Annotated in this window: 18 protein-coding genes; 16 read left to right on the forward strand and 2 right to left on the reverse strand. The window is 50.8% G+C overall.

Annotation, left to right across the window (positions count from 1 at the left end; all coding sequences use genetic code 11):
- Positions 1–489 precede the first annotated feature (489 nt).
- From CRO75_RS32730 to CRO75_RS29245, 16 genes are all read left to right on the forward strand, one after another.
- On the forward strand, positions 490–903 hold the full coding sequence (locus CRO75_RS32730) for a hypothetical protein (RefSeq protein ID WP_143504198.1): 414 nt from the start codon (positions 490–492) through the stop codon (positions 901–903).
- Positions 896–1,168 carry a phosphopantetheine-binding protein gene (locus CRO75_RS32735; RefSeq protein WP_110402632.1) on the forward strand — a complete coding sequence of 91 codons (273 nt, stop codon included), beginning with the start codon at positions 896–898 and terminating at the stop codon, positions 1,166–1,168. The genes CRO75_RS32730 and CRO75_RS32735 overlap by 8 nt, the downstream gene beginning before the upstream one ends.
- 303 nt (positions 1,169–1,471) lie before the next feature.
- Positions 1,472–2,305: a winged helix-turn-helix domain-containing protein gene (locus CRO75_RS29185; protein ID WP_097139921.1), complete on the forward strand. Its 834-nt coding sequence runs from the start codon at positions 1,472–1,474 to the stop codon at positions 2,303–2,305.
- A 122-nt stretch (positions 2,306–2,427) separates the two neighbouring features.
- Positions 2,428–2,814 carry a transglycosylase SLT domain-containing protein gene (locus CRO75_RS29190; RefSeq protein ID WP_239990675.1) on the forward strand — a complete coding sequence of 129 codons (387 nt, stop codon included), beginning with the start codon at positions 2,428–2,430 and terminating at the stop codon, positions 2,812–2,814.
- Between the two features lie 188 nt (positions 2,815–3,002).
- On the forward strand, positions 3,003–4,172 hold the full coding sequence (locus tag CRO75_RS29195) for a PrgH/EprH family type III secretion apparatus protein (RefSeq protein WP_177409803.1): 1,170 nt from the start codon (positions 3,003–3,005) through the stop codon (positions 4,170–4,172).
- A gap of 8 nt (positions 4,173–4,180) precedes the next feature.
- Positions 4,181–4,444 (forward strand): type III secretion system needle filament subunit SctF, encoded by a 264-nt coding sequence (gene sctF / locus CRO75_RS29200; protein WP_097139925.1) that lies wholly within the window; start codon positions 4,181–4,183, stop codon positions 4,442–4,444.
- Between the two features lie 67 nt (positions 4,445–4,511).
- Positions 4,512–4,820 carry a type III secretion system inner rod subunit SctI gene (gene sctI, locus CRO75_RS29205; protein ID WP_177409804.1) on the forward strand — a complete coding sequence of 103 codons (309 nt, stop codon included), beginning with the start codon at positions 4,512–4,514 and terminating at the stop codon, positions 4,818–4,820.
- On the forward strand, positions 4,817–5,545 hold the full coding sequence (locus tag CRO75_RS29210; RefSeq protein ID WP_097139928.1) for an EscJ/YscJ/HrcJ family type III secretion inner membrane ring protein: 729 nt from the start codon (positions 4,817–4,819) through the stop codon (positions 5,543–5,545). The genes sctI and CRO75_RS29210 overlap by 4 nt, the downstream gene beginning before the upstream one ends.
- A 4-nt stretch (positions 5,546–5,549) precedes the next feature.
- Positions 5,550–6,101 (forward strand): hypothetical protein, encoded by a 552-nt coding sequence (locus CRO75_RS29215; protein ID WP_158539512.1) that lies wholly within the window; start codon positions 5,550–5,552, stop codon positions 6,099–6,101.
- Positions 6,073–6,801 carry a hypothetical protein gene (locus CRO75_RS29220; protein ID WP_097139932.1) on the forward strand — a complete coding sequence of 243 codons (729 nt, stop codon included), beginning with the start codon at positions 6,073–6,075 and terminating at the stop codon, positions 6,799–6,801. The genes CRO75_RS29215 and CRO75_RS29220 overlap by 29 nt, the downstream gene beginning before the upstream one ends.
- Positions 6,788–7,219, forward strand: a complete 432-nt coding sequence (locus tag CRO75_RS32740; protein WP_143504203.1) for a hypothetical protein — start codon at positions 6,788–6,790, stop codon at positions 7,217–7,219. Before CRO75_RS29220 ends, CRO75_RS32740 begins: the two co-directional genes overlap by 14 nt.
- Positions 7,220–7,283: 64 nt before the next feature.
- Positions 7,284–8,558, forward strand: a complete 1,275-nt coding sequence (gene ispG, locus CRO75_RS29225; RefSeq protein WP_097139934.1) for a flavodoxin-dependent (E)-4-hydroxy-3-methylbut-2-enyl-diphosphate synthase — start codon at positions 7,284–7,286, stop codon at positions 8,556–8,558.
- A 553-nt stretch (positions 8,559–9,111) separates the two neighbouring features.
- Complete coding sequence (locus tag CRO75_RS29230; RefSeq protein ID WP_097139937.1) at positions 9,112–9,735, forward strand: response regulator transcription factor; 624 nt, start codon at positions 9,112–9,114, stop codon at positions 9,733–9,735.
- Between the two features lie 3 nt (positions 9,736–9,738).
- Positions 9,739–13,320: a transporter substrate-binding domain-containing protein gene (locus tag CRO75_RS29235; RefSeq protein ID WP_097139939.1), complete on the forward strand. Its 3,582-nt coding sequence runs from the start codon at positions 9,739–9,741 to the stop codon at positions 13,318–13,320.
- 458 nt (positions 13,321–13,778) lie between these two features.
- Positions 13,779–14,159, forward strand: a complete 381-nt coding sequence (locus CRO75_RS29240; protein WP_158539513.1) for a type III secretion system chaperone — start codon at positions 13,779–13,781, stop codon at positions 14,157–14,159.
- Between the two features lie 72 nt (positions 14,160–14,231).
- A complete protein-coding gene (locus tag CRO75_RS29245) occupies positions 14,232–15,944 on the forward strand; it encodes a hypothetical protein (RefSeq protein ID WP_143504215.1) in 1,713 nt (570 codons plus the stop codon).
- A gap of 741 nt (positions 15,945–16,685) precedes the next feature.
- Here the strand turns inward: CRO75_RS29245 and CRO75_RS32745 are convergent.
- Positions 16,686–17,192, reverse strand: a complete 507-nt coding sequence (locus CRO75_RS32745; protein WP_143504225.1) for a hypothetical protein — start codon at positions 17,190–17,192, stop codon at positions 16,686–16,688.
- 208 nt (positions 17,193–17,400) lie between these two features.
- Positions 17,401–17,802 (reverse strand): NleF caspase inhibitor, encoded by a 402-nt coding sequence (locus CRO75_RS29250; protein WP_097139946.1) that lies wholly within the window; start codon positions 17,800–17,802, stop codon positions 17,401–17,403.
- Positions 17,803–18,052 lie beyond the last annotated feature (250 nt).

The following is an 18,052-nucleotide window of genomic DNA, read 5'->3' on the forward strand; positions in this document are numbered from 1 at the left end:
GGCGGCATCTGAGGAGAGCCGTAAAAATGCCTATAACAGTGTAACGGGTGAAATTATCGGCAGAGACAAACAGCGCCCAGTCGCCGGGACAGTTAATCCGCGCGTCCAGGAAAATGTTACTACCGAGCTTGAAGAAGCCATGGCGGCCTGCGCCTGATCGACGACAACTGCCTATAAGAGTGTAACGGGTGAAATTATCGGCAGAGATAAACAGCGCCCAGTCGCCGGGACAGTCAATCCGCGGGTCCAGGAAAATGTTACCACCGAGCTTGAAAAAGCCATGGCGGCATCTGAGGAGAGCCGTAAAAATGCCTATAACAGTGTAACGGGTGAAATCCTTACAGGAGACAAACAGCGCCCAGTCGCCGGGACAGTCAATCCGCGCGTCCAGGAAGATGTTGAACGCGTCGAGACTAGGGGCCGCAGGCTACTTTGGGGTTGGAAACGTCGGATTCAACTATAGCTGCTGCGCGTCCCCTCGAGCGCGAAATGCAAGTACCTCTTGAAGAGTCGCAGAGAATTCAAAGCCGGAAATTTATTGACCCTACGGGTCAGGCACTGAATGCCGAATTGCAGGCTTCGCGTGTGGCTCGCGCAAATTTAGCCTTCAACCCGATCAGTGCTTCGTTGACCGCTTCTTCTCCAGGGAGCAGTTCTGATACAGGCGTGTCCTTGGCGAATCGATCGACTCCTACGCAGAAGCCCCTTTCTACAGACATTCGCCAAGAGAGCATGAACCAAACCCTTCTTGATCGTATTCGAGGCTTAAGGGCATCCGTGGGAGGCGATAATCCGTTTCCTCTAAAGTCAAAATTGGAAGATCGGCTTCTCAAGATGGAAAGGGAGCGCAGTGAGGCTGTGGCCGATAGCGCCAACGGTGCGGAGATAGATAAGCATGAGTGACAAACCTCCAAGTGAAAGTTTAGCCGAGCCGACCCTTAAATTGATTGTCGCCGCGCATTTGCTGTGCAACGTTGACGAAATACACCCATCGTCTCGATTCGTAGACGATCTTTATGCCGATTCTATGGATATTTTGGATATTTATATGCAGGTTAGCGAATATTTTGATCTTGATTTGGATACAGGAAAACTGGCGACTACACGGACGTTTGGCGCTTTTTGCCAGTTGGTTGATGAAGCTTTAAGCATGAATGGGAGCCGTTAACCTCTTTAGAAAGTGGGGGGGCTTTGTTCGAATGCCAATTGTTTATAAGTCATGGCTCCCCTATAAAAAAGGTGGCGTATGTCGCCAGGACGCGGTGTATTCAAAGCGATCTACTTATGAGTCTACACACTCGCACAGAGAAAATTCCTTGCAATCCCAAGAGGTTTCATAGTGACAGATAGCCCGATTCTCTAGGATGTGGGAAGGGGACGCCCTATCCTTGTGCCTATGGATTGTCATATGCATTGCATCCTTTGTTGGCGCAACATCTGGGCCGCCAAATACTCAGAATGAGGACTGGTTATGGGTCATGTCAGTAACGAAAGCTCCGAGACGTCGTACAGCTTTGATTCGTGGACATTGCGTTATGACGGCATGCTTTTTCATGACGGGCAACGCGTGCACTTGCCACCCAAAGAGTTACAGTTGCTGCGTGTTTTGCTGGGTTGCGCGGGGGTGGTGGTTTCGAAAGATCGTTTGCTGGATTGCATCTGGCCTGATACCGATGTTGCGGAAGAGTCATTGACGCGATGCATGTATTCATTGCGCAAATTGCTCGGGGCGAGCAAATCTTACATTAAAACGGTTTATGGTCGGGGTTATTGCTTCTCGTATGAAGGCGTTCGGGCAGTGCAGTCAGTCCATGTTTCGCGAGCGGAAAAGAAACAATCGCTATTGGTCTTGCCATTCGTTACTGGCCCAGCTGATCGCAGTCGAGAGCTGCAGCGAGAAGTTGTTAAATCTCTAGCCTCGTCATTCAGTAGTACCGTTGTAGTAATGCCGGCAGCTCTTGCGGGTGATGTATTTTCGACTGAAGACTATATTGATCTGATCAAGCGATTGCAACCTGATTTTTACCTCGGCGTGAGCTGTACCAAGTGTGCGGATGACTTTGAGCTGTCAGTCGAGTTGGTTCGTGGTAGTGACCATTCGCTTGTACACAATGCGCTATCAGTAACATCGGCTGAACGCGACAATTTGGTGGATTTGATCGCTGAAGCTATTGCAGGGCATTTGCCAAGAATCAAGTCTGCGCGAAGGCCCTATTTGTCACCTCTGGCGGGAAGGGCATTTTTTTATCGCCGTACTCCTAGTGAGTTTAATTTTTCAGGTAGTGCATTCTCTGTCTTGAAATAGTTGTGCTTGATTTGCAGAAGCGTTTGCGCCTGTTCAGGGCGTCGAAACAAGGTTTTTCATCAAAAATGAATTGCGCAAATTTAGGTTTGATTGTTACGGCACTTTTATGGTGTGGGCAGGCAATGGGCAACTGCTGGGAAAGTGCGGGAAGGCAGTTTTCAGTCGAGCCGAAATTGTTGTATGCCATTGCTGAAGTGGAGTCCGGATTGAATACCAATGCAATCAATCACAACAAGGATGGCACGCGTGACGTGGGCGTTATGCAGATCAATAGTATTCATTTGCCCCGTCTTTCGGCCAAAGGTATTACTGAACGGCACCTTATCGAAGAGCCTTGTGTGACCATTAATGTGGGGGCGCAAATACTGGCGGAGTTCGTTGCCAGGCACGGTTACAACTGGACTGCGGTAGGTGCTTATAACGCAGGGAGCGGCGAGGGGCGGCAAGCCGCCAGGATGCAGTATGCACATAAGGTATGGCTACGTTATCGGGCACTGCAGGATTGGTAAATTCGCGATTGGTTATTTTTGTATTTTTTATCGCTGTAAGCCTGGTCCAAAGTGATATGAAAAATGTACTGGGCTTGACCTGATTCTCAAAATTTCCGTCAGGTTTAAATGGTGCGCGTTACCTATTTTGCAGGTAAGCCAAAGTAGTTAGCGTTCGTTCCGCGTCGAATAATAGAGTGGTGAGTGGCATGCAGGATCTGTCTGCAACGTCGGTGGTATTAAAGATCTTGAATGGCCCCATGCAGGGCTGTGAGTTTTTTCTTGAGCGTCCGCGAACTTTATTCGTAGTCGGCTCGGAAGCAATGTTTTGTGTGGCAGAGCGTTTGGCTACGGTCCCCGAGGATGCCATCTACATTCCGTTGGAGCGTGAGGGATTTAACTTTGAGGTTTTGCTTGGCGATCAGGTGGAACTTACTTATGACCTGCGCCTTTTCAGTGGCGAGGAGGTACAGGAAAAGACGTGTGAGTTCCAGACCATCCAGGAGGCGGGTGGGCTTCGTATCTCTGTGAAGTTAGCCAGCGAAGAGTGGGCGCAAGTCTTGGATCTGTCGCCGTCGCCGGTGAAACAGTACGCAATCCAATCCAGTTGGTTTGACCGCTCCTGGCGGTATGTTTTCGCGGGCGTGGCGCTGCTGCTGATGCTGGGCAGCATCTGGCTGGGAAACCGCTTGCTGCAGCCAAATGCGGAGTCGACGGTAGAAACGTTGATCGCTGGTTCGAATTCAACCATGACGGTGCTTCGTGGTCGTGATGGGTTGGTGTATGCCTTGGCTAATTCGGAGCGTGATGCCAATTGGGGGCGCCAGGTTTTAGTGCGTAATGGTTATGCGGCAACACAGGTTTTAACCACGTCACAAGAACGTATGCGACTTGAAAAAGTTCTGGATGAGCTTGAACCTCAACTGGCTTTCCATTATCTAGATTTTTCCGATCCCGCCAGTCCTCGCCTTCTTGTTAGTAATCAACGAACTTTGCTAACGCTCGATCTGCGTACTCGGCTGGAATCTGAACTGTTAAAGGCAACTCCCTATGCATCAGCGTTTTATGTTCAGGGGAGTGATGATGAAGAGTTTGAGCTAAAGGCCGAGCAAGGGCTTAAGCGGCTGGGAATTCCTTTCATGCTGCAGCGAAACACTGACAGTGTAAATTTCAGTGTCGCCGGTAGTTTTGATGATACTGAGCTCTATGCGCTCACTGACTATATAGAAAGGTTTCAGCAGCAGTGGGGCGCGCGTTACGTGTACTTTTCGGTTGAGCTTAAAGACGATTGGCTCAAAGGCAAGTCATTTCAATATGGTTCGCAAAGCTATATTAAGATGACACCGGCATCCTGGTATTTTCCACCACCAATGCAATGAGGTAAATCATGGTTCGTACAGTAGATAGTGATGTTAGCTTCAGTAATGATTTTATCGGTCGGCAAGCGGATGCGTTCGAGACGGGGGCGGCCGACTTGAAAAAGAAACTTGATGAAGCTCTTAAAGATCTCAAACTTGACGCGTCGGATCCGGGGTTGCTGGCGGCCTATCAGGCTGCCACTTCTTCCTATAACGTATTTCGAAATGCGGCCAGCAACACCGTCAAAGTCTTCAAGGATATTGACTCGATGATACTTCAAGCCGCTCGCTAGAAGCGAAGCTCTATTGCTTATCGGCCGATGGCACTCGCTATTGGCCTGTTTATCAGGAAGCAGATCTATGTCTACATCAGTGGTTGGCCCTTCGCGCCTGGATCAAATCAATGTGGCCGAACTTGTTCGGCCGGAACAGGGTGTGGTGATGTCTCTGGAGGATCGGTTGATTCAGGGTTTCGCCAGCTCTTCGGTTGACTCTGAGCGTGAATCGGCAGCGATTTATGCGATGTTGAAACGCCCCGATTTGACTGATCCGGAGGTTTTGAGCGAGCTGCAAACTCGGACCGCACAATACAACATCGACGTAACATTGTTGAATACCTTAGTTCGTAAAGCCGTGACAACGGCCGAAACCTTGTTGCGCTCATCGTGAAAAAGTTGGGTTATTTGCTGTTTCTGTGTATTGCCTTGATGGGATGCCGTCAACCAAGTCTGCTTGTAGGGCTGGATCAGCGCCAAGCCAACGAGGTGGTTTCCTTATTACAGCGTAACAATATTGCTGCTTCGAAAGTTGATGAGGGCAAGGTCGGTCATTCCGTACGTATCGATCAGAATGATTTCTCGGCAGCGGTGGATTTGCTTGAGTTGTATGCATTGCCTTCACGCTCGCGAATCGAGATTGCAGAAATGTTTCCTGCGGACTCACTGGTTGCCTCTCCGCGAGCAGAAAAGGCACGGCTTTACAGTGCTTTGGAGCAGCGCCTGGAGCAATCATTGGCGACACTTGGCGGTATTGTAACGGCGCGAGTTCATGTCAGTTATGACCTGGAGTCAGGCGAGAGCGGGCGCAAAGTACTGCCGATAACGTTGTCGGCGTTGGTAGTGCATGAGCGAGACATTGAACCTAATTTGTTGATCGCCGATATCAAGCGCTTTCTGAAAAATACCTTCTCGGCAATGGAATACGAGAATATTTCGGTGGTTTTGTCCAAGCGCTCCCCCATACAGCACGTTGCTCCTTCACGTGAACCACTTCCCCAGAGTTTTTCGTGGCTTTACGCAATTTTGGCTGTAGTTGCTTTGATTTTCGGTGGCTTTGCCATGTTTTTGCACAGGCAATCCAAAAGCCGGGAGGTGAGGGATGCGATCCATCAGTGAGGCCATGGACAGTATTCTGTTACGGCCATTGGACTACCTGCATCCACAAAGACTTTCAAGCCCCGCCATCCTTGATACCCCGGAAGTCAGGGTGGTGTTGAATCGCGTGTTAAATGCTCGTCTGAGCGGAACCCTGTCGGGCGGTTATTCGGACCATTTAAGTTCAAAGGCGCGTTTATGGGTCCGACATTGGTCGTTGTTGCCATCAATCGCTGAACTTCTCGGCGCGCATTTCCAGTGGGCGAGCCTCGCCCGGGGGGCGATGCTCCAGCAGCTATCGGATCGCCAGCGGGCCTTTGCTCGCATTGTTTGTGATCCAAGAGTAGCCGTTGAAATGGAGCCTGGTGTCAGCGTGATAGAGCATGTACAGGCCGTAGGTCTTAATGCATTGATGGCATGGAGTATTGAAATGCCGGCGGTACTGATAGAGCGTTTGTGCTTGCAGTTTTTACCATCAGTGGTTGACTTGCAGCGGCGCATGCCGGCGCAACATTTGAACCCTACACTTTTCTTTCTGGCGGTACAGCATGCTCGAATCCATCAGAACGCTGGCTGATATACCGCCAGGTGACGACGTCGTATTGACACGCGAGAGTATAGAGTTGGCCAGGTATCGTCGTCTGCTGTTATTGGAGGCGAAATCTCGCGCGAAAGCCGAAGTGAAAACAGCTACCGAAGAAGCTGATCTGATTCGCCGGAGTGCTTTCAGGGAAGGTTATTCGGAGGGTGTCATATTGGCGGCTACTGACATTGGTGCCGCTTTGATTCAGTCAAGAGCTTTGATTGCCCAACTTCGTGAAGAGTTGGGTAAGGTGGTCAAGCAGTTGCTGGGTGATGTTTTAATGCATGAACAGTTGCTCGACACATTGTTAGAGCGCTGGATGGCGGAGCAGCCTGCCGACCCCAAGTTATTGCTGCAAATAGTCTTACCCTCAGCGTGTAAGCTGCGTCATCTTGATATCCAAAAAAAAATTTCGGCGCTTGGTTGGCCTGGCGCCAGCGTCAGTTATCACGATCAATCACGATATTTGTTTCGTCTCGCCGATCAGGTCATGGAACTGGATATTGATGCAACCCAAGAGCGCCTGGCGCCTCAAATACTGGCACGGCTGAAAAGTCTGCCTGAGTCGGTCCGTGAGTTGGAGTATTCCTCGGCAAATGTGCTGATCAAATTGGTGGAAACTCTGGTCGGCTCAACTCCCCAGGACCAGCTTGCATACCCTTCAGATGAGGAGACCTTCGATGAAAGTCAATAGTGCAGGTAACATGGTTGGGCCCGCAGAAGCTAGGGAAGCTAAACCGGTTTTACCGGAAAGTCGATTAGGGATACAAAAGGCCGACTCCGTCGCGGATCCGGCATTTGATGATTTCTATAATGCTTTTATGTCCTGGGCTGCAGGGGGTGTTGGCAATGCTGATATCAAGAATTTTATCAAAACTTACGTATCCGACAGCGGTGAACCGCTATTTCACTCGAATAAAGAACAAGCCGCTGCATTGGCATCAGTATTGTCCAGGATGAAAGAGTCACAATTGGAAGATGATGCGCTCTACAGCGATGTAAAAAGAGCGTTTGTATCAATGTCGGCGACCAATATGTTTATAGACAGTTTCATGTCCGATATTTTTTTTCCTCCTGAAGATGAAGAGAGTCGCGAAAATATGGAGTGGTGACGCTGTATTTTTTTATCTTCAAAGATCTGCCCCCAATGCATATGTGCAAAGGAACACAGTCGTTATGTTTGATGGTCATTCAGTAGTTCCTGGCGCCGCTGCGCGCAAAATTACCCGCCAAGCGCAAATACGCTGGTTGGACAATATTATTACCCTTGGTGGCTCCGCTCCCATCAGAGTTCAGTCGATGACCAACACGGATACGGTCGACGCTTTGGGGACTGCCATTCAAGTCAAGGAGTTGGCGCAGGCAGGCTCTGAACTGGTGCGGATCACTGTCAATACGCCGGATGCCGCCGCCGCGGTACCAGTAATCCGTGATCATCTCGATCGCATGAATGTGTCTGTACCGCTCATTGGTGATTTCCACTACAACGGTCACGCACTGTTGCGCGATTTTCCGGCCTGTGCAGAGGCGTTGTCCAAGTATCGAATCAATCCAGGTAACGTCGGGGCGGGTGCCAAGCACGATATACAGTTCAGCCAAATGATTGAAACGGCCTGCATGTTCAATAAGCCGGTACGTATTGGCGTGAACTGGGGGAGTCTTGACCAGGCGTTGATGGCGCGGATCATGGACGAGAATGTCGCACGCAGCGAACCGTGGAGTGCGCAGAATGTCATGGCGGAGGCACTGATCGTCTCGGCCATCGAGTCGGCACAAAAGGCCGAGAAAATCGGACTGCCCGGTAACCAGATCATCCTCTCTTGCAAAGTATCAGCGGTGCAGGAACTGATAGGGGTCTATCGCGAGCTGGCCAAGCGTTGTGATTATGCACTTCACTTGGGGTTGACCGAAGCTGGTATGGGTAGTCGCGGAATCGTTGCATCGACGGCTGCCCTTTCAGTCCTGCTGCAGGAAGGCATTGGCGACACCCTTCGCATCTCTCTGACGCCCGAGCCTGGTGCTGCACGTGAGAAGGAAGTGATAGTCGGTCAAGAAATTCTACAAACCATGGGGTTGCGAAACTTCACGCCGATGGTTATTGCTTGCCCAGGATGTGGCCGCACGTCCAGTACCCTGTTTCAAGAGCTGGCTTCACGAATCCAGGAATACTTGCGACTGCAAATGCCCGTCTGGAAAACCGAGTATCCCGGCGTTGAAGAAATGAGCGTCGCGGTGATGGGATGTATCGTAAATGGACCGGGTGAGAGCAAATTCGCGAACATCGGTATTTCGCTGCCCGGTTCGGGCGAATCGCCTGCAGCGCCGGTATACATCGACGGCGCCAAGGTCAGGACACTGCGGGGTGACCATATAGCAGAAGAATTTATCGCCATGGTGCAGTCCTATGTAGATAAGCGCTATTCAAGTCAGATCATTCTTCGCTCGACTTAATCTATTCATTGACGGCAGGGCCAGGTCCTGCCTCCGCGATTGAAACTGCATGTGGCTCCCGTTAGCAGACCCGTCAGGTACTTGGTATCGCTTGACTGGTCACTGCGGCTTTGTTCTTGTGCGAACACGATGCCTCTTGCAGTCATGCATCTCGCCATAATGATCGAAATTTTATATCTCGGCTTAGGGTTGAATCGTACATTGGATGAGTTATCAGTCGGCAGGGTTGAATATCTTGTTGGAAAAAATGGTTGCTCAATTGTTCACGTTCTGCAGGAAGTGTCCTGCGCTATCGTTGCCTCTGCTCCTGACACATCGTCCACCTCTCGCTGATCATGGGCACGCAACCCACTACCCGACCAAGTTTGGCGGGCGTAGTTTGCCGCACCTTTAATTCTCACCTGAATTTTTACAACCCGCGGTGAAGCCGTGACTCGTTCGGGCAGTCCACTTTGGATTGCGCTCTGTTCTTATTCCACCCAATCAATCATCGGTGATCTCCGGCTGAGTACGGGGCCTCCACTGTGGTTAAGCGGTATGCAAGGACCGTTAAATGAAAGTGTTGTTGGTCGATGACCATGCTGTAGTGCGTATGGCGGTCGGGATGATCCTGGCTCGGCAAGGTCGCGAGATTGTCGGGGAAGCTGACAATGGTATCGACGCTGTTAGTAAGGTGCTCGAACTAAAGCCAGACGCAATCGTTCTTGATCTGGATATCCCGCAGCTCGATGGCATGATCGTGCTTGACCGGTTGCGCGTTTGCGGTAGCCCGGCAAAAGTTTTGATTCACACCGGGCTCAAGAGTCAAGCGTTCGCGGTGCAACGCATGCGGGCTGGAGCGGCGGGCTTTTTGTTGAAGCAAGGTAACTCGATGGAACTCCTCTGCGTGCTACAGGCCTTGGCTCACGGTAAGTCCCGGTTCCCGTCCGATGCCTTCAATTCGGTTCGTCACGACGATTTTGCACAGAGCGAAGCGCAACTTCTTAGCCGTGTTTCCCGTCGCGAACTCAAGGTACTACATGGTCTGGCCCAAGGCTTGAGTAACAAACAGATTGCCAGCGATATGTTGTTGAGCAACAGGACTGTGAGTGCTTACAAGACTCGTTTGATGCAAAAACTCAACGTGAGCAATTTGCTTGAGTTGATCAACTTCGCTTCGCGTAACAATCTGCTCTGAATCATGAGCCGTCTGAATCGATGGTTGCTGGTGTTGCTGATGTTTTCTCTGCTGGTATCGAAAGCAGCGGCTGAGCCCTTGACGTTGCTCAGTCGCGCGTCTGAAAGCACGGTGAGTCTCTCGCTCAGCGCGGCGCAGCGCCAATGGCTGACACAAAAAGTTGAGCTACGGGTTGGGGTTTTTTTACCCGATCGTCCGCCGCTGGATATGGCTAACAATCAAAAAGAGTACGAGGGTCTTTCGGCAGATTACCTCGACGTACTCTCCCGTGCTCTGGGCTTGAGTCTGCACATCGAGCGCTATGCCAACCGGGCGCAGGCTCTCGCCGCCCTGCAACGCGGAGAAGTCGATCTGGTGCCGCGCACCAATCACCTCGAAGCAAATTATGGCGATTTATGCCTCAGTGTGCCTTATGCCTACGATCAGGCTGTGCTGGTCAGTCGCTTCGAGAGCCATTGGCTCGCCGATGAATTGCCGCTCGATTTCACTGTGTTGTTTGATCCGGACTGGATTCAACGGGAGCGTGTGGTCAGTCATTATCGCGATCGTTCTCTGGTGCCGGTCGACTCCACTGAAACCGGGTTGGGGCTGGTTGCCTACGGCGAGAAAACGGTGCTGATGACCGATGCGATTTCCGCTCAGTACCTGCTGGAGCGCAGCTACCAGCAACGCCTGAAAAGTAACCTCCTGCGCGATTCCGAAGGGTTGGGTTTCAGCTTTGCCGTGAAGAGCAAAAACAGTCAGTTGCTGACCCTGCTCAATATTGCGTTAGCCAATATCTCGTCCCAGGAGCGAGGGGTGATTGCCCGCCGTTGGGGGATCGGGTCCAACCCGAAAGATGGATACAACCGCTTGCATCTGACTGATACAGAAAAGCAGTGGATCAAGGATCATCCGCAGATCGAAGTGCTGGCAAGCGATCTGTACTCGCCTTTCAGCTTTTTTGATGCCAATGGTCAGCTTCGCGGCATGACCGCAGATTTGCTGGAGATGGTCAGCGCCCGTACCGGGCTGGAGTTTCGACCGAAAAAGTTTTCATCGATTGAAGCCATGACCAGCCGTAGCGAGCGTCACCCTCCGAGTCTGATTGGGGCCTTGACCTACAGCGCCGCCCGCGAGGGACGGCTGAGTTTTCTGCGGCCTTACGTAGCCAGCCCGTTTGTATTAGTCACTCGGGTGCAGCCCGAGCATGAGGGATTGCTCCGGCTCAAGGGGCATCGTGTTGCGATCATCGAGCATTCGGCGGCAGCCAAATGGTTAAGGCGTGAGTGGCCGGATATCAAGGTGGTGGAAGTGGGCACCCCAATCGAGACATACGAATTGCTTGCTCAAGGTCAGGTCGAAGGTGCGATTCAGCCGCAGCTGGGCGCGGCATATTTGATCGACCGATTTTTTCGTGGCCGCCTGCAAATCGATTCGGCGCTTGGCGTGCAACCGGCAATGATCGGCTTTGCCAGCGGCAAGCAGAATATCGAACTGATCTCAATCCTCAATAAGGCGCTGCTTGATATTCCGCCGGACGAGTTAGGTGCTTTGGCCAACCGATGGCAGAACCCGCAGGAAAGCCAGGGCGGCTGGAGTGCTTACAAAAACTGGTTTTTCCGAACAGTACTGGGAATGCTGCTGGTGCTGCTGGTCGTTGGCATCTGGAATCTCGGGTTATGGCGGCAAAGTGCGGGACGCCTCAAGGCACAGAAAGCCTTGAGTGACCAATTGGTGTTCATGAAAGCTTTGGTAGATGGCACACCACATCCGATCTATGTTCGCGATCGGAAAGGTCTGCTGCTGTCCTGCAACCGGGCCTACCTGCAAGTGCTGGATGTCGAACTCAGCCAGGTGCTGAACAAAGGCTTGATCGAAGGAAGCGTGCTGTCTCTGGATGGCGCCCAAAGCTGCAAACGAATTCACCACGCAACCCTCGAGAGCGGCGAGCCATCATTCGACCACTTCACGATCACGGTCAAAGGCAGGATTTACCACATTTATCACTGGGCGCTACCGTATCGCGACTCCGCCGGGACCATGACCGGAGTCATTGGTGGCTGGATCGACCTGACCGAACAGCATTACCTTCAGCATGCGTTGATACAGGCCAAAGATCAGGCCGAGGCCGCCAATCGTGGCAAGAGTCACTTCCTGGCGGTGATGAGTCATGAAATTCGGACCCCCATGAGTGCGTTGGTTGGTGCCCTTGAATTGCTTTGCAGGCATCGGCCCGCGCACGGTGATGACGCCGAGTTGATCGACATTGCGCAGAAGTCCGCCAGAGGCATGATGGATCTGATCGGTGAGATTCTCGACCTGTCGAAGATCGAGTCTGGCAGGCTCGAATTGCGCACCGGCAACGACTATCCGCAGCGGCTGGCGCGAACGGTTTTACAGAGCTTCGCCTGTCTTGCCCAACAGAAAAACATCACCCTGGAGTTTGTCAGCCATGGTCCGGACAGCGAGGTGCAACTGGACTCGTTGCGCTTTCGGCAGATCCTGTCCAATCTGGTGAGTAATGCCATCAAGTTCACCGTGCAGGGCAAGGTAACTGTAGAGCTGAGCCTGAGCGCCAATACACCGCTTACTCTTATGCAGTTGGAGGTGCGCGATACTGGCATCGGTATGGATGAACAGCAGCGCCAATATCTGTTCCAGCCCTACACCCAATTCAATGGCGAGGATACTGAGCTGCAGACAGGTACGGGGCTGGGCTTGGCCATCTGTCAGCAACTCACGCAACTGATGGGGGGGCAGTTGGAGTGCAGCAGCACACCGGGACAAGGCTCTTGTTTTACTCTGACGCTGCAGGTTCCAGTCACCCAGTCGCAGTCCGTCCCTGTTGTCGAAACCGCGCCGCAATCGTCACTGCCAGCACGCAATGTGCTCATTATCGAAGATAGCCAGATCAATCGAATGGTCCTGCAGCGTCAGCTCGAACTTTTGGGAATGCGGGTCATTAGTGCAGAAAATGGGCTGGAGGGCCTGAGATTGTGGGAGCAGGATGACTTTGATTACGTGATCACCGATTGCAACATGCCGTTGCTCAATGGCGACAAAATGACTCGCCGGTTACGTGCCATCGAATCGGCGCAAGGTCGCCCGGCTACGCATGTAGTCGGACTGACGGCCAACGCTCAGCCCCAGGAAATCCATCGTTGCCTGGATGCGGGTATGAACGATTGTCTGTTCAAGCCCCTGACTCTTGGCACGCTGGAGGACTATTTGCAAAAAGCCGAGCGCACCCGCCAGGTGAATTCAGTCTGTTTCGACCTGTCGAGGGTCTGCGCCGACAACCCGGTATTGAGGCGCCAGTTGCTGGCGATGGTGCTGCGCACTGGTCAGGAAGATTTCGATGCCATGCAAGCCATGTTCCACTCGGGGGATTTCCGGGCCATGGGGCGGCACTGCCACAAGATTCTTGGTAGTGCCCGAATCATTCATGCGGTACCACTGATAGAGGCCTGCGAGCGATTGGAAGCAGCCTGTAACATGACGACCACGCAACAGGACGTTCATCACTTGCTCGAAGCCTTTGCCCGGCAATTGAAACGCTTGCAAGAACAGATTAAGGCCGTGCTGAGTGGTATGGGGGAGTAGTGCAAATCATACAAATACTTGGGAATCGCCATCGTTACTTCACTGTCGCGATTGCGGAGAATTGGCTAATACTATTCCTATTGTTGGTGAATCATCATGTTTGCGGTGTGTATGCGACTTTCTCGGGCTTCGGTCTCGGGGGGCTTTTTGTTGCTGGGCGCCACGCCAGGGCTAGCTAATGCGAGTGGCGGCACCCCCAATCTTGAAACACGAAATCGCATGGTTGGAACCATGAGCAAAGGGGGCGGCGGCCATTTCTCTCGTGCAACTTTGACCTGTTCCCCGAATGAACGACCCGCAGTGCATAAGGGTGAGTTGCACTTGAGTATCGAACAGTCTTTCATTGCGTCAGAGGTTGATCGCTATCTCTTTTGATTGAGTGTAATCCTGTAGCATCTAAGGTCACGCTCACGGCTCATGGCGAATGCAAACTCACTGAAAAAATGAAAGGAGCTATTTTGCAATTGTTTTATGAATTGATATCTGCATTGAACCTGGAGGTGGTTGCTGATAGTAAAAGTGACCATGTTTCCTTGGTTTTTGATGAAGAGGTTTTTGTTAATGTTGAGTTAAAGGAGAGCGAGTCTCGAATTGTCTTTTCCTCTTTGGTGGGATTGCTTTCCGAAGTTCAAGAACATCAGCAACTTCGCAGTTTTCTGGCTTTGAATCTGGCCATCGTTCGAGAACACGCCATGGGGCTGGGACTGGAGCCAGAAACCAATGCCGTGGTACTGACTTACAGTGTTGACGTACGACACGCTTTGCTTTCGACGATCGAAGAGGCTCTCTCATTGTTTTTGGGTCAAACGGAAAAATGTCAGGCAATGATGCGAGCTTAAGCGATTTTAAAATTTTGGCGCGTTGTCCAGATTGGTAGATGGCGTTTAAAACCAGTTCAATAGAAGAGATAGATGAGCGTGCTGCTTTCGGATTTTTCATGTGTGTCGAAGTATCATAATGTGGTTCTTAAGGATGGTGTCAATGGAGAACCAAAATTAAAGTCGGGTTTTTTTCAGGGTCGATGTGTTACTTGCTTGGGTGCTGACGAAGTCGTTCAGGCAAGGAACGGAGGCACGAAGAGTTTATTTTTGAATGCGCTGGGGAAAAAATACGGCGCTGAGACAGCACTTTTCCTGATGCCAAAACTGGAAATGGATAGCGGCAAGCCTCTCAATGGGCGCCTTATCCGCACGGTTGTCGCAGATGCCGAGGCGATGGCGATGGCAAAGAAGGTTGCGTCTTTTAATAAAATGGCAGTCAGTAGTTTTTGCGAGGATTCAAAAGGCATTGCTGCCCTGTTTAAACATTATGTTGGTTCGAGTTGGCTTGAAAGACCCAATATCAATCAATTCCAGAGCGTGCTTACTGCGCAGGCAGAAAATTCTAAAGAGCAGCTTCAACAGCATGACATCAAAAAACTGGCCGAGTCGACATTAAGCAAGATAGGCAAGGTGGAGCAGGGGATTGTTGACAGCTATAAGTGTTTGATCGAAGGTTTTCAGTCAGATAGTCATGGCCCGATATTGGGGGCGCTGGATCGGCTTGCTGAGAATATTCACGCTCGCGCTGAGTTGGATATTTTCAGTGCTTCTAACTTGCAGGCAGGCGATGGCGCAGAAGATCAGATAAAGTATCAGCGCCGTATTATGGAATTGCTGCTCAAGTCAGTTTCTGTTGATGGCAGGAGAGGGCTTCTGGAGCTCATTCTCAATCATCCAACCAGCAAAGAACTTTTCCAGCTTTTAGGGGGGGGAGGGACAAGCTTTGTGATGAGCGCCACGGGAGTGATGGAAGATGAGGGTGTTCCTCATGCTGATCAAGTTGTTTTACTTAATACACTTTATCGAACGGAACCAACGCTTTATGCATTGCTGTCAGTGCTGGATATGTACGTCAGCAACTCAACAGAGATATCTCCGCGTTTAAAGGAGTGGTTCAGCGCCCGCGATGCAGATGAAACAACGGGCCAGATCGAATACGCCGAACCCGAATTCGCCAAAGCGTTCGTAGATCTCCAGCGTGATCAAAATGGCGTGAATATGGATAACCTTGGTTTGTCAAACTTCGGGTCTGCGGAGCATTGTAAGAAACGACTTACGATTGACGTAGACGAACAGATGAATAGTGAGTGGCTGGCGATTGCAAATCAGCGCAGTGAGCATGTGGATGTGGCTTTTGTCAAGGATTTTACCAGACTTACTTATTATGTCGATGGTGAGCAAGTTAGCAAGCATCTCGACGACAATGGTGAACTTGATGAGGCCAAAAATGATATCGGCAAAGTGCCATTGTTCGCTACGCGTTTTGCCCATCAAGGCATATTCGTTGACGTCCTCAGGCTTCTTGCGGCTCAGCACAAAATCATTGTAGGTGTTGAACCTTTGCATAAATTTTCCTCGTTCAGCCTGCAGTCATTGCCTGATAACTCTATTCAGTTGCGTGCTCATAACACATCAAGGCTGAAGGCCTTGATTAGAAATGACGCTTACCAACAACTTGATCCACGGAAAAGCTCTGAAAGTTATGAGGTGAATATTCTGATTCAGGAAAAAGACGGCAAAGTCAGTGCAAGGTTCAACTCTCCAATCCGCTATGAGTATCGAGCTGTTCCGCTGGAGGAGTAGCCGGGCTGTTATTGAGGCGGTTGTGTACCGAACCCGGTGCGGCGAGCGGCGCTCGCTGTCTCCAGGGTCATTGCCGGCCGGCAATGACTGTCGTATGCGCTCCATAAACCCCACAGACTCAAGGGTGGCTTTGGTGTGCCGTGGAGTTTCTGGCGAGCGATTACGAGGCGAGGCGCCCCTCAACTCTATTTCTCCCAATAGCCGGTTGGCCATTTTCCGACCTCGATCAAGCCGGCAGCAGGGTTTCACAACTTTCAACTGAGGACGCCTGCGGCAGGCGCTCCAGTGCGTGGCTGATTACCGCAGGCTGAGTCGATTGAAGACGTTGAGGCGCTACTACCTTGGGATTGGAGAGCATCGTGAGTATCAATATTGATCATCTGAGTGTCGATGAGTTAGTGACATTGAATCATCACATTATCGAGCGGCTGAAGATGCTGGAGTCGTTACCGGCTTTGCCTGACGGGTGAGAGCGCGACAGCGGTATCGACATTCACTGTAACAAAGATGTGAGGGGGCCATTCGTTAGCGAATCGTTTAAAGTCCGCACGCTTGTCGGAGATTGAAACCTATGGTTGCGCCGGGTGGTAATGAATGTCCGGCGCATGCTGACCACCCAGGGGCTGGTGTCGATGCTGCGAAAGGGATACTGCTGATTGGGTGGGGGCTGACCCCGGTCGCGCTCTGCTAGCACTTTCGTCAGTCTGCTCCCCGGTTAATCAGATTCAGGTGATGTATTTATCAGTTTTGGTATAGGTTTCTATCTTTTCTGAGGTCCGGAACCTGGTGCCGGGTTTCGAGTGCGGAAAGGTCTTTAAGGAGTAAAGAAGCGTGATGAAGATATGTTAGTTTTGTTATGTTGGAAAAAGACTCATTTTCGTTTGCTAGTTTTATTAGTTCGATTCTCAGTGCGTTGAATTCGGTTAGTCGAGCCGTATAGGCTTGCACGACCTCCTTTATTGCGTCGTTGTTTAGTAGATCGGTTGGGGGTATTCTGCCTGAACCTGTTTTGGTGTAATTAACGATTTCTTCTCTTTGCATCGAAAGTAAAGATTCTAAATCGTTATAGTCCGATGTAAGTTTATTTATCGCTGTTTTTGCCGCGTCAATGTTTTTGCGGACCTCAGAAAGCGGACTGCTGTCTGAAGCCGACATTTGCTCAATTTTTTGGGGGGGTAGAGCAGACGCTGTATTGGTGTCTGTGAGCGTTAAATTTAGTGAGGATAAATGGCCTGAAATACTAAACATGGTTCTGGTCTCGGTAGGTAATTGAGGGGCTCGTCATTTTCAATGAGCCAAGGTGTATTGGCTAAAAAATTGAATGGTTGGAGCTAAAGGCAGTGGCGGAGAAGACAATCTTCGATGCTGACGGTGTTGTGATAGTTAAAGCACCGCCGCCGGTGTGCGAATAGATTTCAGTATGGCTGATTGTGGGAAATGTATTGTCGGGTGTGTTTCATGGTTTGTTGTTATAAGAGAAGTCCGGAACCGGATGCCCTGCGTTGAGTGATTGCAGATCACCAAAAACACTGGATGAGTGGTGAATGTAGGTGAGCGTGCTCATGTTGAAAAACGAATTCTCGTCCGATAGCTTCTGCAGCTCTGTTCTTAATGTATTGAACTCAACCAGTTTTTCTATGTATGTGTCGCGATCCTCCGTCGACATGCCATCTGCCAGCTTTCCAGTCACGTAATTCGTACCCGGGTTGACGTATTCGAAGGTGTCTTCTCTCAGTACCTGCAGAATAGCCATCAGGTTGTTGTATTCGGATGTGGCCTGATTCAAGGCTGCTTTTGCCAAATCGATATTCTTGCGAGCTTCAGAGATTAAACTGCTTGAGTCGAGCGTTTGATCCATTCTAACTTGTCCTGTGCAAAGCATAGTAAATACTGCCCTGAGTGGTTTAGTCTTCGTTATTATTGCAAACGGCTGTCTGGCTCACTATAAAATATCGCTCAAGTTACTTTTCGTGTCGCTCACGGCTGTCGTTGAAGCAGCCGAAGTGTGCTGGTGGTGACGAGTTTTGCGTGGGTTTTGCCATGATCGCTATTGAAAAGGCTGTTGAAAAAGGCCTGATCCGGTCGGAATGACTTGGAAGGTCGTCATC

The organism is Pseudomonas sp. LAMO17WK12:I10 (assembly GCF_900215185.1).
Classification (GTDB): Bacteria; Pseudomonadota; Gammaproteobacteria; order Pseudomonadales; family Pseudomonadaceae; genus Aquipseudomonas; species Aquipseudomonas chlororaphis.